Origin of the sequence: Achromobacter sp. Bel (genome assembly GCF_012928505.1) — a bacterium.
Taxonomy (GTDB): Bacteria; Pseudomonadota; Gammaproteobacteria; order Burkholderiales; family Burkholderiaceae_B; genus Achromobacter.
In genome coordinates this window covers 1-16,481 of record NZ_JABBJN010000029.1, presented here as the reverse complement: position 1 = coordinate 16,481, position 16,481 = coordinate 1, and the positions used below count along the sequence as shown (strand labels likewise).

At 67.0% G+C, this 16,481-nt stretch carries 17 protein-coding genes and 2 pseudogenes; 12 read left to right on the top strand and 7 right to left on the bottom strand.

Translation table 11 applies throughout. The annotated features are described in order from the left end of the window. Positions 1–8: 8 nt before the first annotated feature. The gene (locus HG262_RS18415) at positions 9–1,205 is read right to left on the bottom strand and encodes an aminotransferase class V-fold PLP-dependent enzyme (protein ID WP_169272385.1); all 1,197 of its coding nucleotides are present in this window, start codon (positions 1,203–1,205) and stop codon (positions 9–11) included. Between the two features lie 201 nt (positions 1,206–1,406). Between HG262_RS18415 and HG262_RS18410 the strand changes: the two genes are divergently transcribed. The 7 genes from HG262_RS18410 (at position 1,407) to HG262_RS18380 (ending at position 9,140) form a co-directional block, all read left to right on the top strand. Next, complete coding sequence (locus HG262_RS18410; RefSeq protein ID WP_248293403.1) at positions 1,407–2,201, top strand: GntR family transcriptional regulator; 795 nt, start codon at positions 1,407–1,409, stop codon at positions 2,199–2,201. A 107-nt stretch (positions 2,202–2,308) separates the two neighbouring features. Continuing rightward, positions 2,309–3,880 carry an ABC transporter substrate-binding protein gene (locus tag HG262_RS18405; protein WP_169272384.1) on the top strand — a complete coding sequence of 524 codons (1,572 nt, stop codon included), beginning with the start codon at positions 2,309–2,311 and terminating at the stop codon, positions 3,878–3,880. 63 nt (positions 3,881–3,943) lie between these two features. After that, positions 3,944–4,861, top strand: coding sequence for an ABC transporter permease (locus HG262_RS18400; RefSeq protein WP_169272383.1), 918 nt, complete (start codon positions 3,944–3,946; stop codon positions 4,859–4,861). A 1-nt stretch (position 4,862) separates the two neighbouring features. After that, entirely contained in the window at positions 4,863–5,780 is a 918-nt protein-coding gene (locus HG262_RS18395; RefSeq protein ID WP_169272382.1) for an ABC transporter permease, read from the top strand. A gap of 2 nt (positions 5,781–5,782) precedes the next feature. Then, positions 5,783–6,772, top strand: coding sequence for an ABC transporter ATP-binding protein (locus HG262_RS18390; protein WP_169272381.1), 990 nt, complete (start codon positions 5,783–5,785; stop codon positions 6,770–6,772). Beyond that, positions 6,769–7,749 carry an oligopeptide/dipeptide ABC transporter ATP-binding protein gene (locus HG262_RS18385; protein ID WP_169272380.1) on the top strand — a complete coding sequence of 327 codons (981 nt, stop codon included), beginning with the start codon at positions 6,769–6,771 and terminating at the stop codon, positions 7,747–7,749. The genes HG262_RS18390 and HG262_RS18385 overlap by 4 nt, the downstream gene beginning before the upstream one ends. Continuing rightward, entirely contained in the window at positions 7,746–9,140 is a 1,395-nt protein-coding gene (locus HG262_RS18380) for a M20 family metallopeptidase (protein ID WP_169272379.1), read from the top strand. Before HG262_RS18385 ends, HG262_RS18380 begins: the two co-directional genes overlap by 4 nt. On the opposite strand, the gene HG262_RS18375 is transcribed toward HG262_RS18380, so the two are convergent. Further along, the gene (locus HG262_RS18375) at positions 9,137–10,021 is read right to left on the bottom strand and encodes a LysR family transcriptional regulator (RefSeq protein WP_169272378.1); all 885 of its coding nucleotides are present in this window, start codon (positions 10,019–10,021) and stop codon (positions 9,137–9,139) included. The two genes, HG262_RS18380 and HG262_RS18375, sit on opposite strands and share 4 nt — an antisense overlap. Positions 10,022–10,131: 110 nt before the next feature. Here HG262_RS18375 and HG262_RS18370 point away from each other — a divergent pair, with 110 nt between their 5' ends. Then, positions 10,132–10,527 carry a hypothetical protein gene (locus HG262_RS18370; protein WP_169272377.1) on the top strand — a complete coding sequence of 132 codons (396 nt, stop codon included), beginning with the start codon at positions 10,132–10,134 and terminating at the stop codon, positions 10,525–10,527. A 108-nt stretch (positions 10,528–10,635) separates the two neighbouring features. On the opposite strand, the gene HG262_RS18365 is transcribed toward HG262_RS18370, so the two are convergent. Next, entirely contained in the window at positions 10,636–11,259 is a 624-nt protein-coding gene (locus HG262_RS18365; protein WP_248293402.1) for a TetR/AcrR family transcriptional regulator, read from the bottom strand. Between the two features lie 48 nt (positions 11,260–11,307). On the opposite strand from HG262_RS18365, the gene HG262_RS18360 reads away from it, so the two are divergent. From HG262_RS18360 to HG262_RS18350, 3 genes are all read left to right on the top strand, one after another. Next, positions 11,308–11,781, top strand: coding sequence for a carboxypeptidase regulatory-like domain-containing protein (locus HG262_RS18360; protein ID WP_248293401.1), 474 nt, complete (start codon positions 11,308–11,310; stop codon positions 11,779–11,781). Positions 11,782–11,900: 119 nt separating this feature from the next. Next, positions 11,901–12,497 carry a hypothetical protein gene (locus HG262_RS18355; RefSeq protein WP_211187501.1) on the top strand — a complete coding sequence of 199 codons (597 nt, stop codon included), beginning with the start codon at positions 11,901–11,903 and terminating at the stop codon, positions 12,495–12,497. Between the two features lie 130 nt (positions 12,498–12,627). Next, entirely contained in the window at positions 12,628–13,605 is a 978-nt protein-coding gene (locus HG262_RS18350) for a tripartite tricarboxylate transporter substrate binding protein (RefSeq protein WP_169272375.1), read from the top strand. Positions 13,606–13,627: 22 nt separating this feature from the next. Here HG262_RS18350 and HG262_RS18345 read toward each other — a convergent pair whose 3' ends face one another. The 3 genes and pseudogenes from HG262_RS18345 to HG262_RS18335 all read right to left on the bottom strand — a co-directional run. Beyond that, positions 13,628–13,960 carry a hypothetical protein gene (locus HG262_RS18345; RefSeq protein ID WP_169272374.1) on the bottom strand — a complete coding sequence of 111 codons (333 nt, stop codon included), beginning with the start codon at positions 13,958–13,960 and terminating at the stop codon, positions 13,628–13,630. Beyond that, complete coding sequence (locus tag HG262_RS18340) at positions 13,950–14,456, bottom strand: DUF523 domain-containing protein (RefSeq protein ID WP_169272373.1); 507 nt, start codon at positions 14,454–14,456, stop codon at positions 13,950–13,952. The genes HG262_RS18345 and HG262_RS18340 overlap by 11 nt, the downstream gene beginning before the upstream one ends. 168 nt (positions 14,457–14,624) lie before the next feature. Then, positions 14,625–14,864, bottom strand: a pseudogene (locus tag HG262_RS18335) (hypothetical protein); the annotation flags it as partial. Positions 14,865–14,962: 98 nt separating this feature from the next. Between HG262_RS18335 and HG262_RS18330 the strand changes: the two are divergent. After that, entirely contained in the window at positions 14,963–15,757 is a 795-nt protein-coding gene (locus tag HG262_RS18330; protein WP_169272372.1) for a helix-turn-helix transcriptional regulator, read from the top strand. A gap of 12 nt (positions 15,758–15,769) precedes the next feature. Here the strand turns inward: HG262_RS18330 and HG262_RS18325 are convergent. After that, positions 15,770–16,481: pseudogene (locus HG262_RS18325) on the bottom strand (hypothetical protein); the annotation flags it as partial.

Genomic DNA, 16,481 nt, shown 5'->3' with positions numbered 1-16,481 from the left:
GTGGTGTGTCAGGCCGTGGCGCCTTCAGGCGTGCGGGCCAGGAATTCCATCGCGGCCTGCATGCCGCCGGCGCGATGCGGCACGCCAGCGGCCGCCAGGCCCATCTCGACCCCGGCGAGCGTGCCGCACAAGGTCAGGTCGTTGAAGTGGCCCAGATGGCCGATGCGGAAGACGCGGTCAGTCAACTTGCCCAGGCCCTGGCCCAGCGACATGTCGAAGCGGTCCAGGATGATCTTGCGCAACGCGTCCGCGCCATGGCCATCGGGCATCAGCACAGCGGTCAACGCCGGGCTGTGCGCGGACGGCTCCAGGCTCAGCAATTCCAGCCCCCACCCTGCCACGGCCAGACGCGTGGCGCGCGCATGGCGTTCGTGCCGCGCGAACACGCGCGGCAGGCCTTCGGCTTGCAGCATGGCCAGGGCTTCGTGCAGCCCATACAGCAGGTTGGTCGACGGCGTGTAAGGGAAATAGCCGTTGGCGTTGGCGGCGAGCATGTCGCGCCAGTCCCAGTATGCGCGAGGCAGGCGAGCGGTGTCGGCAGCTGCCAGCGCCCGTGCGCTGACGGCATTGAACGCCAGTCCCGGCGGCAGCATCAGGCCCTTTTGCGATCCAGCCACTGTCACGTCCACGCCCCATTCGTCGTGGCGGTAGTCGATCGACCCCAGCGAGGAAATCGTGTCCACCATCAGCAGCGCGGGATGCGCCACGCGGTCGATGGCGGCGCGCACGGCGGCGATGTCGCTGGTGACGCCGGTCGAGGTTTCGTTATGCACGACGCACACCGCCTTGATGCGGTGCTGCGTGTCTTCGGCAAGGCGCGCGCCGATCACGGCGGCGTCCACGGGGTGGCGCCAGTCGCCTTCCACGTAGTCCACCTCAAGCCCCAGGCGCCCCGCCAGCTTCTTCCACAGGCTGGCGAAGTGGCCCGTTTCCACCATCAGCACCCGATCGCCAGCCGACAGCGTATTGACCAGCGCCGCTTCCCACGCGCCGGTGCCCGACGACGGAAAAATGACCACGGGGGATTGCGTCTGGAAGACCTGCTTGACGCCCGCCAACACGGCCAGCCCCAGCGCGCCGAACGCCGGCCCGCGGTGGTCGATGGTGGGCTGGTCAATGGCCCGCAGCACGCGATCAGGCACATTCGTCGGCCCCGGAATCTGCAGGAAATGCCGGCCGGACGGATGGGAGTTCAGGGTAAGCATGCGTAGCCCCAGAGTGGAATTTTTTGTATACCAACGAAAGACGCGCGACGGACGAACGATGTTTGCCGCGCAGGCGGACTTGCGGCATGCGCCACTCTATCCCATTGTTTTTACATCGATAACCTAGGGTATACACCCATGATTGTTCCGCTTGCGGCAGGTTTATAGTCTAGAAAAATATGGGGAAAAGTTGGTATACAAATGAGCAGCAATCCTAGCCTGATGCCGAATCTGGCCGGGCCGGCGCATGCTGGCCCCAAGGGTTCCGACGCGACGCCCGCCGCCGTGGCGCAGCCCCCGGCGTCCCGCGCCGCCGGCAACGGGCGCACGCTGCCCGGCGCGGTGGCAGGCCAACTTCGCGAACGCATCATCCAGGGCGAATTCCCGCCCGGTTCCCGCCTGAACGAACGCGCACTGTGCGACCTGCTCGGGGTGTCCCGCACCCCGATGCGCGAAGCGTTCCGCGTGCTGGCCGCCGAAGGGCTGGTCCAGATCGAACCGAATCGCGGCGCGCAGGTGGTGGCGCTGTCGGAAGCGAACATCCGCGAAGCCTTCGAAGTGATCGGCGGACTGGAGGCCATGTCCTGCCGGTTGGCCTGCGAACGGGCGACGGATGTCGAGATCGCGGAAATTCGCGCGCTGACCTACGAAATGATGGCCAGCCACGCCCGCCACGACCTGCTCACCTACTTCCGCACCAACCGCGACATCCACGAACGTATCAGCCTGGCCTCGCACAACAGCCTGCTCAAGCAGCTGTACGACGCCCAGAACGCGCGCGTCCAGAACCTGCGCTTCGTGTCGAACGAAAACCGCCAGAAATGGGATCTGGCGATGCGGGAACACATCGAGATGGCCGACGCCCTAGACGCGCGCGACGCGGACCGGCTGGCGGGCATCATGCGGCAGCACTTGCAGCGCAAGTGCGAGGCCGCGCTAAAGACGTTGAACGCAGGGCAGGCCCCCGCGACCGCGCCGTCGTCCGATTCCGGTTGAAGCCCTTCCCGGCGCACGGACGACAACGATAAGAACCAGGGTGGCGCGGCCCGGAGCGAGATGATGGATACGCAGTACATGTAGTGCCTTCCAGAGGAGCCTTCACCATGGCTGATTGTCGCTTCACACCTGTCTCACCCGCCTTGCCCTCCCGCCGCACCCCTGCCCTGCACGCGCTTGCCGCCGCCCTGCTGGCCTGCGCCACGCTTGCCTCCCAGCCCGCGCTGGCCGGCAAGAAGGACGACACCCTGCGTATGGCCTACGACCAGGCGCCGGAAAGCGTGGACCCGTATTTCAATAACGTGCGGATCGGCGTCATCATCGCCGCCAACGTCTGGGACACGCTGCTGTACCGCGACCCCGTCACCAACGAATACAAGGGCCAACTGGCCAAAAGTTGGAAGCAGGTCGACGACAAGACCATGGAATTCGAACTGCGCGAAGGCGTGAAATTCCATAACGGCGAGGAGTTCGACGCGGACTCGGTCGTGTACACGCTGAACTACGTGGCCGACCCGAAGAACAAGGCCGTCACGCAGCAGAACGTGGCCTGGATCGACAAGGTCGAGAAGATCGACAAGTACAAGGTGCGCCTGACCACCAAGGAGCCCTTCCCCGGCGCCAAGGAATACCTGTCCACCACCGCCGCCATCCACCCGGCCAAGTACTACCAGGAGGTCGGCCCCAAGGGCATGAACGCCAAGCCGGTCGGCTCGGGCCCCTACAAGGTCACCGACTACCAGCCCGGCAAGTCCATCACGCTGGAACGCAACGCCGACTACTTCAAGGACTCGCCCAAGGCGCAGCCCAAGATCGGCAAGGTAGTCATCCGCTTCATCCCCGACCGCCAGACCCAGATGGCCGAAGTGATCTCGGGCGGCGAAGACCTGATCATGAGCGTGCCCAAGGATCAGGCCGAACAGCTGGGCCAGATGCCCAACCTGCAAATGGTCACGGGCAACACCATGCGCATCGTGTTCATGCAGATGAACATCCAGGATGGCACGCCGGCGCCCCAGCTCAAGGACGAACGCGTACGCAAAGCGATCATCCACGCGATCGACCGCGACGCCATGCTGAAGAACATCGTGGGCGAAGGCGGCGGGCTGATCAACACCATCTGCACGCCGTCGCAAGTGGGCTGCACGCAGGACGGCGCACCCACCTACAAGTACGACCCGGCGCTGGCCAAGAAGCTGCTGGCCGACGCCGGCTATGCCAATGGCTTTGACATCGACATCGTGGCGTACCGCGAACGCAACCAGACCGAAGCCATCATCAACTACCTGCAGGCGGTGGGCATCCGCGCCAAGCTGAATTACCTGCAATACGCCGCCATGCGCGACATGATCCGCGCCAATAAGGCATCGCTGACGCACCAGACCTGGGGCTCCAACCTGGTCAACGACGTCTCGGCCTCCACGCCGGTGTACTTCGCCTTCGGCAACGACGACGTCACGCGCGACGCGCAGGTGCGCGACTTGCTCAACAAGGGCGACCACACGATCGACCCCGCCCCGCGCAAGGCCGCCTACAAAGAAGCGCTGGACCTGATCGCGCAGAAGGCCTATGCGGTACCGCTGTGGACGCTGCCCGCCTACTACGTCGCCACCAAGGACGTGAACTTCAAGCCTTATTCGGACGAGCTCGTGCGCTTCTGGGACATGAGCTGGAAGTGACGCGGGGTTGCGCCGGGCGGGCCCAGCGCCGGCCCGGCGCGGTGAAACGATAGAGGAAGTCCTATGCTTTATTTCACGATCAGGCGCCTGGGCCTGGCGGCGCTGGTGGCGCTGACCGTTTCGATCCTGGCGTTCCTGCTGCTGCACCTGTCCGGCGACCCGGCCCTGGCCCTGGCGGGCGAAGGCGCGCGCCAGGCGGACATCGACATGATCCGCAAGACCTACGGGCTGGACCGGCCGCTGGCGGTGCAGTACGCCGACTGGCTCTGGCACATCCTGCAAGGCGATTTCGGCATGTCGGTGTATTTCAAGACTGAGGCCGGCCCGCTGATCCTGTCCAAGCTCAAGACGACCTTGCTGCTGGGCATGGGCGCGCTCGGGTTCGCGCTGCTGATTTCCATTCCGCTGGGCGTGCTGGCCGCGCTCTATAAAGGTAGCCTGATCGACCGCATCTGCCTGGCCATCGCGGTGCTGGGCCAGGCGCTGCCCAACTTCTTCTTCGCGCTGATCCTGATCATGCTGTTCTCGATTTCGCTGCGTATCCTGCCCGTGTCGGGCAGCGGCACCTGGCAGCATTTCGTGATGCCGGCCATCGCCCTGGGCTATTACGTGGCGCCCGCCTTCATGCGGCTGATCCGCGCCGGCATGATCGAAGTGCTGGGCGCGGACTACATCCGCACCGCGCGCGCCAAGGGGCTGCCTGCGCGCAAGATCATCTTCAAGCATGCGCTGCGCAACGCCATCGTGCCGGTCGTGGCACTGGCCGCGGTGCAACTGGGGTACCTGCTGGGGGGTTCCGTCGTCATCGAAACCATCTACGCGCTGGACGGGCTGGGCTACCTGGCCTATCAGAGCATCACGTACAAGGACTATCCCGTCATGCAGCTGATCGTGCTGCTGCTGTCCGTGCTGTACGTGCTGCTGACGCTGGCCGCCGATATCGCCAACGCGTGGCTGGATCCGCGCATCCGGGTGTCCTGACATGAACACGCCTATCCTCACCCCCGCCGCGCCCGGCGCCCCCGCGCCGGCCCCGCTGGAACTGTCCGCCTCCGCCCTGCGCTGGCGCCGTCTGCGCCGCAATAAGGCCCTGCTGGCCGGCGGTGGCATCCTGCTCATCATCGTGCTGATCGCGCTGCTGGCGCCCTGGATCTCTCCGCACGACCCCTACTTCCAGGACCTGGCCTACCGCACCGCGCCGCCCGTCTGGTATGAGAAAGGCACCTGGCTGCATCCGCTGGGCACCGACCAGCTGGGCCGCGACTATATGTCCCGCCTGTTCTATGGCGCGCGCATTTCGCTATTGATCGGCATCAGCGTCGCGCTGATATCCGGGCTGATCGGCACCGCCATGGGCATGGCCGCGGGCTATTTCGGCGGCAAGGTCGACATGGCGGTGTCATTCCTGATCACGACCCGGCTGTCGATGCCCGTCATCCTGGTGGCGCTGGCCACCGTGGCCATCGTCGGCGGCTCGCTGTGGGTGGTGATCCTGGTGCTGGGCCTGCTCAAGTGGGACCGCTACGCCGTCGTCATGCGCAGCGCCACGCAGCAGGTGCGGTCGCTGGAATACGTGGCCGCGGCGCAAGCCGCAGGCGCGTCGACTTGGCGCATCGTCTGGGGCGAGGTCCTGCCCAACGTGGTGCCGCAGCTGATCGTGATCGCCACGCTGGAAGCCGCCAGCGCCATCCTGCTGGAGGCGTCGCTGTCGTTCCTGGGCCTGGGCGTGCAGCCGCCGTTGCCGTCCTGGGGCCTGATGATCTCCGAGGCCAAGGCCTACATGTTCTTCTCGTTCTGGCTGATCGCCATCCCGGGCTCGGCGCTCGCGCTGCTGATTTTCGCGATCAACCTGGCCGGCGACGGGCTGCACCAACTGCTGACGCCTGAGGAGAGGGCCTGACCATGACGACCCAGGAAATCGTGTTGGACGTGCAAGGGCTGACCGTCGACATCGCCACGCCGCGCGGGCCGTTGCATGCGGTGCGCGACGTGTCCTTCCAAGTCCGGCGCGGCGAAACGCTGTGCCTGGTGGGCGAATCGGGCTGTGGCAAGTCGATGACGTCGCTGGCCATCATGGGCTTGCTGCCCAAGGCGGCCACGCGCAGCACGCGCCGGCTGTCGGTGCTGGGAGAAGACCTGTCCGCCGCGCGCGGCCGCCGCATCAACGCGCTGCGCGGCAGCAAGATGGCGATGATCTTCCAGGAACCGATGACGGCATTGAACCCCGCCTACGCCATCGGCGAACAGCTCACCGAGCACTACATCCACCACCGCCATGCCACGAAGCAGCAGGCGCGCGACCGCGCCGTCGAGCTGCTGGAGAAAGTCGGCATCGCGTCCGCCGGTCAGCGGCTAACGCAGTACCCGCACCAGTTGTCGGGCGGCCTGCGCCAGCGCGTGATGATCGCCATGGCGCTGATGTGCGGCCCTGAACTGCTCATTGCCGACGAACCCAGCACCGCGCTGGACGTCACCATCCAGGCGCAGATCCTGCGCCTGCTGGCCGACCTGCAGGCCGAACTGGGCATCGCCATGGTGCTGATCACCCATGACCTGGGCGTGGTGGCGCGCATCGCGCGGCAGGTCGCCGTGATGTATGCGGGCCAGATCGTCGAAGAAGGCCCGGTCGAGAGCATCTTCGCCACGCCGCGCCATCCCTACACGCAGGGGCTGCTGGGCTGTATCCCCGTGCCCGGCCGCACACCGCCCGGCGAATCGCTGGGCACGATCCCCGGCGTCGTGCCGTCGCTGGTGGGCGATCTGCGCGGCTGCGCCTTCGCCGACCGCTGCCGCTACGCGCAACCCCAATGCCGCGACACGATCCCCGTCTACGGCCACCCGCCCGAACAGCAATGGCGCTGCATCCGCCAAGAGGAAGGAGTCCCGGCATGAGCGCGCTCTTGCAAGCCGAAGCCGTCAGCCGGCAGTTTTCGATCCGCGCGGGCATGTTCAAGCCGCGCAGCACGCTGCATGCCGTCAACGGCGTGGATCTGGCGGTCGAGCGTGGCGCGGTGCTGGGCATCGTGGGCGAATCGGGCTGCGGCAAATCCACGCTGGCGCGCATGCTGCTGGGCCTCACGCCCCCGACCGACGGCGCCATCAAATTGGACGGCCAGGATATCCGGCAAATGGACCGCCGCGCGCTGGCGCGCCGGGTGCAGCCGATTTTTCAGGACCCGTACTCGTCCTTGAACCCGCGCCGGTCCATCGCGTCCATCGTGTCGCTGCCGCTGGAAGTGCACGGCATCGCCAACCCCAAGCTGCACAAGGCGATCGAGATGCTGGAGCGGGTCGGCCTGCCGCCGCGCCTGGCGCACAACACACCGGGGCAATTGTCCGGCGGCCAGCGGCAACGCGTGGCCATCGCCCGCGCGCTGGTCATGCACCCCGAGATCGTCATCTGCGACGAGCCCACCTCGGCGCTGGACGTCTCGGTGCAGGCGCAGATCATGAACCTGCTGATGGACCTGCGGCGCGAGTTCAACCTGACCTATGTCTTCATCAGCCACAACCTGGCGGTGGTGGAACACATTGCCACCCACGTTGCGGTGATGTACCTGGGCCGCGTCGTGGAGTCCTCGCCCACGGCACAACTGTTCCATGACCCGCGCCATCCCTACACGCAGGCGTTGCTGGCGTCGGTGCTGACGCCGGAGCCCGGGCTTGGCATTCCCGACATGGGACTGGGGTTGTCGTTTCCCGACCCGTTGCATCCGCCGCCGGGCTGCCCCTTCCATCCGCGCTGCCAACACGCCATGGCGCAATGCAAGACCGAGCGCCCGGCGCTGGCGCTGCGCGACGAATCCGTGGTGGCCTGCCACTTGTACCCAACCTCTTCCTCTCATCCCGACGGAGCCCGACCATCATGACCCGTGAGCAAGCCATCGCCCAAGCGGAACACTGTTTTGATTCGGGCGCCTTCCGCGCGCTGCTGGCGCGCCGGCTGGCGCTTCCGACGGAAAGCCAGAACCCGGAGCGCGCCGCCGTGCTGGCCGACTACCTGGAATCCGAGATCCGTCCGGCGTTCGAAGCCCTGGGATTCACGTGCCGCACGCTGACCCACCCCAAGGCGCTGGCGCCCTTCCTGTATGCCGAGCGCATCGAAGACCCCGCCCTGCCCACCGTGCTGGGCTATGGGCATGGCGACGTCATCCGCGGGCTGGAAAAAGAATGGAAGGACGGCCTGTCGCCCTGGGCATTGACCGAAGCCGAAGGCCGCTGGTACGGCCGCGGCATCGCCGACAACAAGGGCCAGCACACCATCAATATGGAGGCCTTGCGGCTGGTGCTGGAAACGCGCGGCAAGCTCGGCTTCAACGCCAAGTACCTGATTGAAATGGGCGAAGAGACCGGCTCGATGGGCCTGCGCGAATTGTGCGCCGAGCATCGCGACCTGCTGGCCGCCGACCTGCTGATCGCGTCCGACGGCCCGCGCCTGGCCGCCAAACGCCCGACCATCTTCCTGGGTGCCCGCGGCAGCCTGAACTTCGACCTGAGCATCGAGGCGCGCGCAGGCGGCCACCATTCCGGCAACTGGGGCGGGCTGATCTCCAACCCCGGCATCCAATTGGCGCACGCCATCGCCACGATCGTCTCGCCCACCGGGCAGATCCGCATCCCGGAATGGGTGCCGGCCGAATTGCCGGCCGCGGTGCGCCGCGCGCTGGCCGATTGCCAGGTGGACGGCGGCGCGGACGGCCCGGAAATCGAACCGGAATGGGGCGAACCCGGCCTGTCGCCCGCTGAACGGGTATTCGGCTGGTGTTCCTTCGAAGTCCTGGCCTACAAGACGGGCAACCCCGAAACGCCCGTCAACGCCATCCCGCCTCGTGCGTGGGCTCGTTGCCAACTGCGCTTCGTGGTCGGTGTGAACCCCGACGACCTGATCCCGGCGCTGCGCCGGCACCTGGATCGCCAGGGTTTCCCGATGGTCAAGATCGCGCTCACGCGCGAATCCATGTTCTGCGCGACCCGCATCGATCCCGACGACGCCTGGGTGCAATGGGCGGTGGATTCGCTGGAACGCACGTCCGGCGAAAAGACCGCCTTGCTGCCCAACCTGGGCGGGTCGCTGCCCAACGACATTTTCACGGATGTGCTGGGCCTGCGCACGATCTGGGTACCGCATTCGTACCCCGGCTGCTCGCAGCACGCCCCCAATGAACACCTGCCGCCGGAACTGCTGCGCCAGGCGCTGGGGTTGATGACCGGGCTGTACTGGGACCTGGGCGCGGGCGGCACGCCCGCCGTGGCACGTTAAGGCCGTTCCGGCTCCCGCAAGAAATCGATGAAGCGCCGGACCTTGGCGCTGACATGGCGGGTGTCCGGATAGACCGCGAACACCTGTTGGGGCGGCAGCGAGTACGACGGCAGCACCCGCCGCACGGCGCCCCGCGCCAAGGGTTCTTCCAGCAGCCAATCCGGCAACGCGGCCACGCCGCACCCCGCTTCGGCAAACGCCAGCAGCGCCGACGCCGTGTCCGCATGCGCGACAGGCGCGACGCGTAGCGCGTGCTCTCGCCCCTTGCCATCGGTCAGGCGCCACTGGGCGCTGCGCCCCGGACGGTTGGCCAACCAGGGCATGGCCGCCAGGGCCTCGGGCGTGCGCGGCGCGCCGTGCTCCGCCAGCAATGCCGGGCTGGCAACAAGCAGAAGTTTGAATTGACCGATCGGCGTCGCGCGATAGCTGGAGTCCGCCAGCGTCCCCACACGGATCGCCAGATCCAGCCGGTCCCCGATCAGGTCGGCGTGCGCGGAACTGGCCTGGTAACTGACCCGCAACGCAGGATGCCGCCGCGCGAAAGCCGCCAGGGCCGGCGCCACGATACGGTTACCGTAATCCACGGTGGCGGTCACGCGCAGGCTGCCGGACAGGGTGGTCTGCCCCGACCGCGCCTGATCCACGGCCGCGTCGGCATCGCGCAGCAGGTGCGCGCACGCCGCATGGAAGCCTTCGCCGGCCTCGGTCAGCGCCAGCCGTCGGGTGCTGCGGGTCAACAGCGCCACCCCCAGCTCTTGCTCCAGCAGCTTGACGTTGAAGCTGACGACGGCTTTGGTCGTGCCCAGCGTGTCGGCAGCCGCCGTGAACGAGCCGGCTTCAACGACCGCGACGAACATCCCCAGACGATTCAGGTTGATCACGGGACGACTCCATTGTCAAAAAAATACGAACAGTATATCGATGCGTTCGGTCTTTTTTTGGAACGTCGGCCTGCCTAGAATGGCGCTCCTTATTGTCTTTGAAGCCCCCCATGACGGACCTGCCTACCTCTTGCCTGCGCCTGACGCTGGACGCCCACGCCCTGATTGAACAATGGATCGGCCAGCCCGACGCGCCGGACCCCGTCCTGGCTGACCTGTTGTCGCGCTTTGCGCCTGGCTTCACGATGATCACCACCGACGGCCAACGCCTGGCCGGGAATGCGCTGCCCGCCTTGTTCGCCAGCCTGCGCGGCGCGCGGACGGACCTGAAGATCGACATCGACGAGATGGCGGTGCGGCATGCGGACGGGGTCTCGGTGCTGCTGAGCTACCGCGAACGGCACACCTGGCGCACCGGCGCGACCCAGCGGCGCGCCACCGTCCTGTTCACGGCCGGCGCCGATGGCCAGCCGCAGTGGGCACATCTGCACGAAACCTGGGCGTGAGCGGACCGGGGCGGACAGGGAGGCCGCCGGCAAGCTCGTGGCGGCTTCTGACGCGCGGGTCGAGTCGCCCCGGCAGCCCGTCGCAAGCGTCAAAAAAAAAGCCTCCGGCTAGGAGGCTTGGCGTGGCGGTTGCCGGCCGGGGCGGCGATCCGGATCGGGCTCCCGTATGCCGTCCAGCAGCAGGTCAGTGATGAATTCCGCCAACGCCTGCTGCTGCGCGGCGTCCGGCAGTTGGCGCGTGAAGCGTTCAATGATGCCCATCAGCGACTGCGCGAACCAGTCGGCCGGAATCGCCTCCCGGAACAGCCCCGCCTGCTGCTCGGCGCGAACGTTGTCGGCGATCATCGCCACCAGTTCATCCTTCAGCGCTTCAGCCGCGGCCACCTGGAAAAAGCCGATGCGGGTCAGGTTGGGATCTTCCTGCAAGATGGCAAGCAGGCCGCGGACGCCACGGCAGATTCGGTCCGACATTTGCGTGCCGTCCAGGTCGGCAGGCAAACGCGCCAGGGTGATGGCCTGCCGCAAGCGCTGCGCGAACATGCCGACCAGTTCGTCGTAGGCCGCTTGCTTGCTTGAGAAGTATTGATAAAAGACAGGTTGAGTCACGCCGGCGCGCGCGACGATGTCGCTGATCCGCGTTTGCTGGAATCCACGCTCGGCGAACTCCGCCGCGGCGACCTGCAGAAGCTGTAACCGAGTGCGTTCACCTTTCGTGAGCCGCTTGTCTTGCAATAAAGAAGAGGGTCGTGCCGTAATCATCGCGAGAAAGTACTACCGTTCATGGCTTTTCGCCACTACTTCAAAAGGACCGCTCCCCACCCGATGTCGGCTTCGTTACGCTTATTGCAGTTTGTACTGCCCACCGCGCTTGCCGCCACCCTTAGCGCTTGCGTGCCTTATCCCGTTTATAAGACGCTGCAACCGTCGGCGCGCGCCACCGTACAGGACCCGCAATCACAACCGCTGGCGGATGCGCGTGTCGTCCTCATTTCCAGCTCCTATCCCTATGGCAGAGAGCGTTCGCGCCAAGAAACCCAGACAGCGGCCAACGGTATTGCGCGCTTCGTCTCGCAATCGGAATGGCGCGTCGAATCGATGATGCTGCACGGATCCGAATCGTATTTCTGGAACTGGTGCGTCGAGAAGCAGGGTTACGAGACTTACGAAACCCTGCACACCGTAGCGTCGCGATTTGACGACAATCTTGTGCTGCGGCTGCAACCGGGTCTGTCGCGCTCCTGCGACAAACCCTGAAGTCAGTTGAAATACCCGTAGCTTTTGCAACAACCTTTGGTGCTCGCGCAGCAGTAAAGTGACGCTATCGCCTTGGGCCCTTGCAATGGGCCGGTTTCAGGCGAATCAGGAGCAAGATCATGAAACGGTTTACAGCCCGGATGGTAGTCGTGGCGCTGGCGCTCGCCGTGGCAAGCGCCCCCGTGATGGCGGGCGGACGCGGTGGCTGGGGCGGTGGCGGTTACGGCGGCGGTGGCTATCACGGCGGCTATAACAACGGCTATCACGGTGGCGGTGGCTACCACCACCATGGCGGCGGCAGCAGCTCGGCCGGTTGGTGGGTGGGCGGCGCGTTCGCCCTGGCGGCCGTCGGCTTGCTGCTGGCGGCGGATTCCGGTCCGACCTACGCGCAGACCGGCATTTACGCCTCGCCCGGGGTGGCCTATACCAGCCCGCCCGTGTACGCCGCGCCGGTGTACGAAGCGCCCCCGGTCTATGCCGCGCCGCCTGTCGCCTATGCGCAGCCGCAGCCGCAGTATGCGCCGGTGCAGTACGACGCCGCGCCGAAGGTCAATCAGGCGCAGGCGAACGCCACCACCGATTGCCAGCGCTGGGCCATGAACCAAAGCGGCTACGACCCGGCCACCATCTCGCAATGGACCACGCAAGTCATGGTGGATTCCTACAACCATGCCCTGGATTCCTGCATGACCAGCCGCGGCTACCGCGCCAACTGACGCCGCAACCCCGGATATTCCCCATTGCCCCGACGCGCCGACCTGCACACACTGCATGCCGGCGCGCCGCATTTGATGGCCGCCAGAACGCGCGGCCGCCCAATGCGGCGCCGGGCATCAAGGGGAAGCCATGCTCGACTTCAAACGGTTCGCCGGCCTTTGCGCATTCAGCGCGATCTGCGCCGCCTCGTTCGCCGTCCACGCCCAAACCGACGCCAAGTCGCAAGCGCTGACCATCGTGGTGCCGTATGGCGCGGGCGGCATCGTCGACAACACCGCGCGCGCCTTTGCGCAAAAGCTTGCCGCCGAACTCGGCCGGCCTGTCGTCGTTGAAAACCGCGGCGGCGCGGGCGGCATGATCGGCATGAACGCGGTGGCCCGCGCCCACGACGAGAGCACGTTGGGCTTTACCGCCGTCAGCCCGGTGACCCTGTCGCCTCACGTAATGAAGACGCTGTATGACCCGTTAAAGGACCTGGCGCCGGTGGCCGCCGTCATGTATTCGCCGGTGTACCTGGTGGGCGGCCCGAAGTTCACGGGCAAGGATTTCAAGGACATGCTGGTCCAGGCCAAGGCGGACCCTGACGGGCTGTCACTGGCGACGGCCGGCGTCGGGTCGCTGGGACATCTGATGCTGGAGCAGATCAACGGTCAGGCCAAGGTGCGCATCACGCACGTGCCGTACAAGGGCATGGCCCAGATGGTGCCCGATGCCCTGGGCGGCCAGTTCACCCTGATGCTGGTCAACGCGTCGGCTCCCGTCAACACGCTGATCGATGAAGGCAAGCTCAAACTGCTGGCGGTGGGGTCGCCGGCCCGCTTGCCTGGACGGCCCGACGCGCCGACTTTCGCGGAACTGGGCTATCCGATGGCCAACATGACATCCACCTTCGGCTTCTTCGCGCCCGGCACCTCCAGCACCGAATTCCGCCAACGCATGAACACCGTGATCAACAAGGTGGCCGCCCTGCCCGACATCAGCAAACCGCTGACCGACGCGTTGAACATCATGTCGCCCGGCAGTGTCGAGCAGTTCGCCGAACAGGTACGGCGGGAATACGCCGACAACGGCAAGATCGTCAAGGCGGCGAACATCCGCAGCGAATGACCGCCCCAGGCGCCGGGCGGGTTCAGCGCCGCCAGCCGCGCCAGGCGCAGAGCAGCCCGGCAGCCAGCAGCAGGCCCGCCGGCACCACCCAGACGAAGCCGGACGACGTGTAGACCACCTGGTCGACGGGATCGTAGTAGCGGCCCAGTTCGTTGAAATCCCACTTCCAGTAGAACGCGTACCAGGCATAGAAGAAGAAGGCGGACAACGGCAGGAGCAGCGCCGCGGCGATACGTGCCGGCCACCGGCGGACTCGCGCCCCCGGAACGGACCGGGCGGAACGCGGGCCGGCACGCCAGGCGAATGCCGCAGCCGCCAACAGCGCCAACATCAATGCGCCTGCGCTAATCCACATGCCGCGCCTCGCATTCCACCAGACAGGCCTCGGCCTCGGCCCATTGCTTTTCACTGAAGACCCGCAAGCCCGCGCGGGTCAGCAATTCCGCCGTCACCCCCACGCCCGGCTGACGGCGGCCCACGAAATGGCCGTCATACACATAGCCGCTGCCGCAGGACGGGCTTCCTTCCTTCAGCACCGCCACGCGGATGCCGCGTTCCCGCGCAGCCGCCAACGCCGCCTGCGCGCCGTGCACGAACGGAAGCGTGACGTCCTCGCCCGTCACCGCCACGACCCGCGCCCCCGCGTCCAGCACGGCGGCGGCAAGCCTGCCGGGTTCGATCTCCGCGGGCGGCCGGGGGATGGGCATGCCGCCCGCCACTTCCGGACAGACCGGCACGACGCGGCCTTCAGCCAGCCACCGCGCCAACACGGCGTCGCCATTGGGCACGCCGCGCCCATCGTAGCGCACGGGGTTGCCCAACAGACAGGAACTGATCAGTACGTATTGCATGGAGAATCCGGCGGGCAGGACGCCAAAGGCGGGCCGCAGGATGCGGCACAGGTTCAAAACGAGGCATCATAGACCACCGGGCCCGCGCACCTGCCCGGCGCCTGATGCCTGACCGCCTTGGCGCCGGCCGGGTTCCGTTCCGGCTTCTGCATCTGCTTCTGCCTCCCGCACCCAGGCGCGCAGCCCGGCATCCCGGACTTGCAGGATGTCGAACAGCCCCAGCGCGCGCAGCGCCGGCAGCGCGTCCCGGATATCCCGCCGGGCCGCCACGACGGCCTGCGGCGTGGCCGAAGCGTCCAGGCACACCCGCGCGTTCGCCAGAAAGGCGCCCACCGTGCCCTTGCGCACGGCAACGCCGTTGAAGTTTCCTTGATCCATGCCATCCGGCAAAACGTCCTGTGCTTGCATCTGTCGCTCCTGACTATGTGGGACACAAGCGCTACGATAGACGTCCCCGCCTGGCAATTCTGCGGCGTTTACGCCTATCGATACGGTATTTCGGCCATATGGACCCTTCGGCTTCCCCCCTGCCCTTGCTTGCGCCCGAACGCGCCCGGTCACAGCGCGGCCCCCGGTTGATCGCCATCCGCCGCGTGGACGGCGCACTGCGCGACACGGCCATGCATCGGCATGCGCGCGGGCAACTGCTGGGCGCCTATCAGGGGTTGTTGACCGTCTACGCGGGCGACTTGCAGTGGGTGGTGCCGTCGATGCATGCCGTCTGGATTCCGCCCGACCAACCGCACGGCCTGCGCTCCCATGGCCCATATGCTGGCTACAGCGCCTACCTGAGCGCGGCCGCCTGCGCCGGACTGCCGGCTTCGCCCAGCCTGCTACGGGCCTCCGCCTTGCTGGTGGCCGCCGTGGACCGCGCCGCGTCGTGGGAGGACGGCGCGCCCGACACGGCGCGGCGCCACATCGAGGCATTGATCCGGGAAGAAATCCGCACGTTGCCGCCAGCAGGCGCAGCACTGGTCCTGCCGCGCGACAGCCGGCTGCGGCGTCTGGCGTTGGCGCTATCGGACGAACCGTCCGACACGCGCCAGCTGGACGCCTGGGCCAAGACCATCGGCATGGCGCCGCGGACGCTGGCGCGCCGCTTCCTGGCGGAAACCGGCATGACGCTTGGCGCTTGGCGGCAGCAAGTCCGATTGATGCGGGCGCAGGAAATGTTGGCGGCAGGCGCGCCGGTCACGACCGTAGCGCTGGATCTGGGCTACGACAATGTCAGCGCGTTCATCGCCATGTTCAAACGCGAATTGGGTGTCACGCCGGGCCGCTATCGCAGCCCGGCGATCTGAACCGGCCGCGCCTCAGGATTCCGAGGCTGCCGTCTTGCGCGGCTGGCGCGCCCGGGTTGCAGTCTTGCTCGCCGTCTTGCTGGCCGTCTTGGCCGGCGCCTTGCCTGCCGTCTTGGCGGCCGGCTTGGCAACGGCATCGGAAGCCGTTTCAGCTTGGGGCGCAGGCGCCGCCACGGCCTTGGCCGGTTCGGCAGCCGCCGCGGCGGCCTGCGACGTACGGCCTGCCTCGCGTTCACCGGCCTTGCCCGCGGCCGTCTTGGTGGCGCTGCGGCTGCGGGTGGTGGCACGCTTGGCCGCCGGGGCGGCCGGGGCGGCCGGCGTCTCTTGAACCGCTCGGGCCGGCGCGCCGGAGAACGGGTCAGCCGCCTTGACCGGCACGTTGCTGGCGGGCTCGCGGCGGGTTTCCACGGCAGGTTCGACAAAGGTCCATTCGGCGATGTCCACCGCGGGCAGCGGCTGGCGCGCCTGGGGCAAGGGCGTGGGCATGGGTGGCAGCCGCGAGGCCTGGACAGGCTTGGGCGCCTGCGCGCGGGCCAGCGCATCCGCGCGCATGGCCTCCAGCTTGGCCGCTTCCTTCGCAAGTTCCTTGGCGGTTTCCTGGTCAGCTTCCGCCTGCTTTCGGGTTTCCGCCTGCTTGTTGGCTTCCGCGTGCCTGTCGACCTGAATCGAGGCCTCGGAGGGGGCCGCGGGCGGCGCAGTTACAGCGGCTTGCGCCGCGACGGGT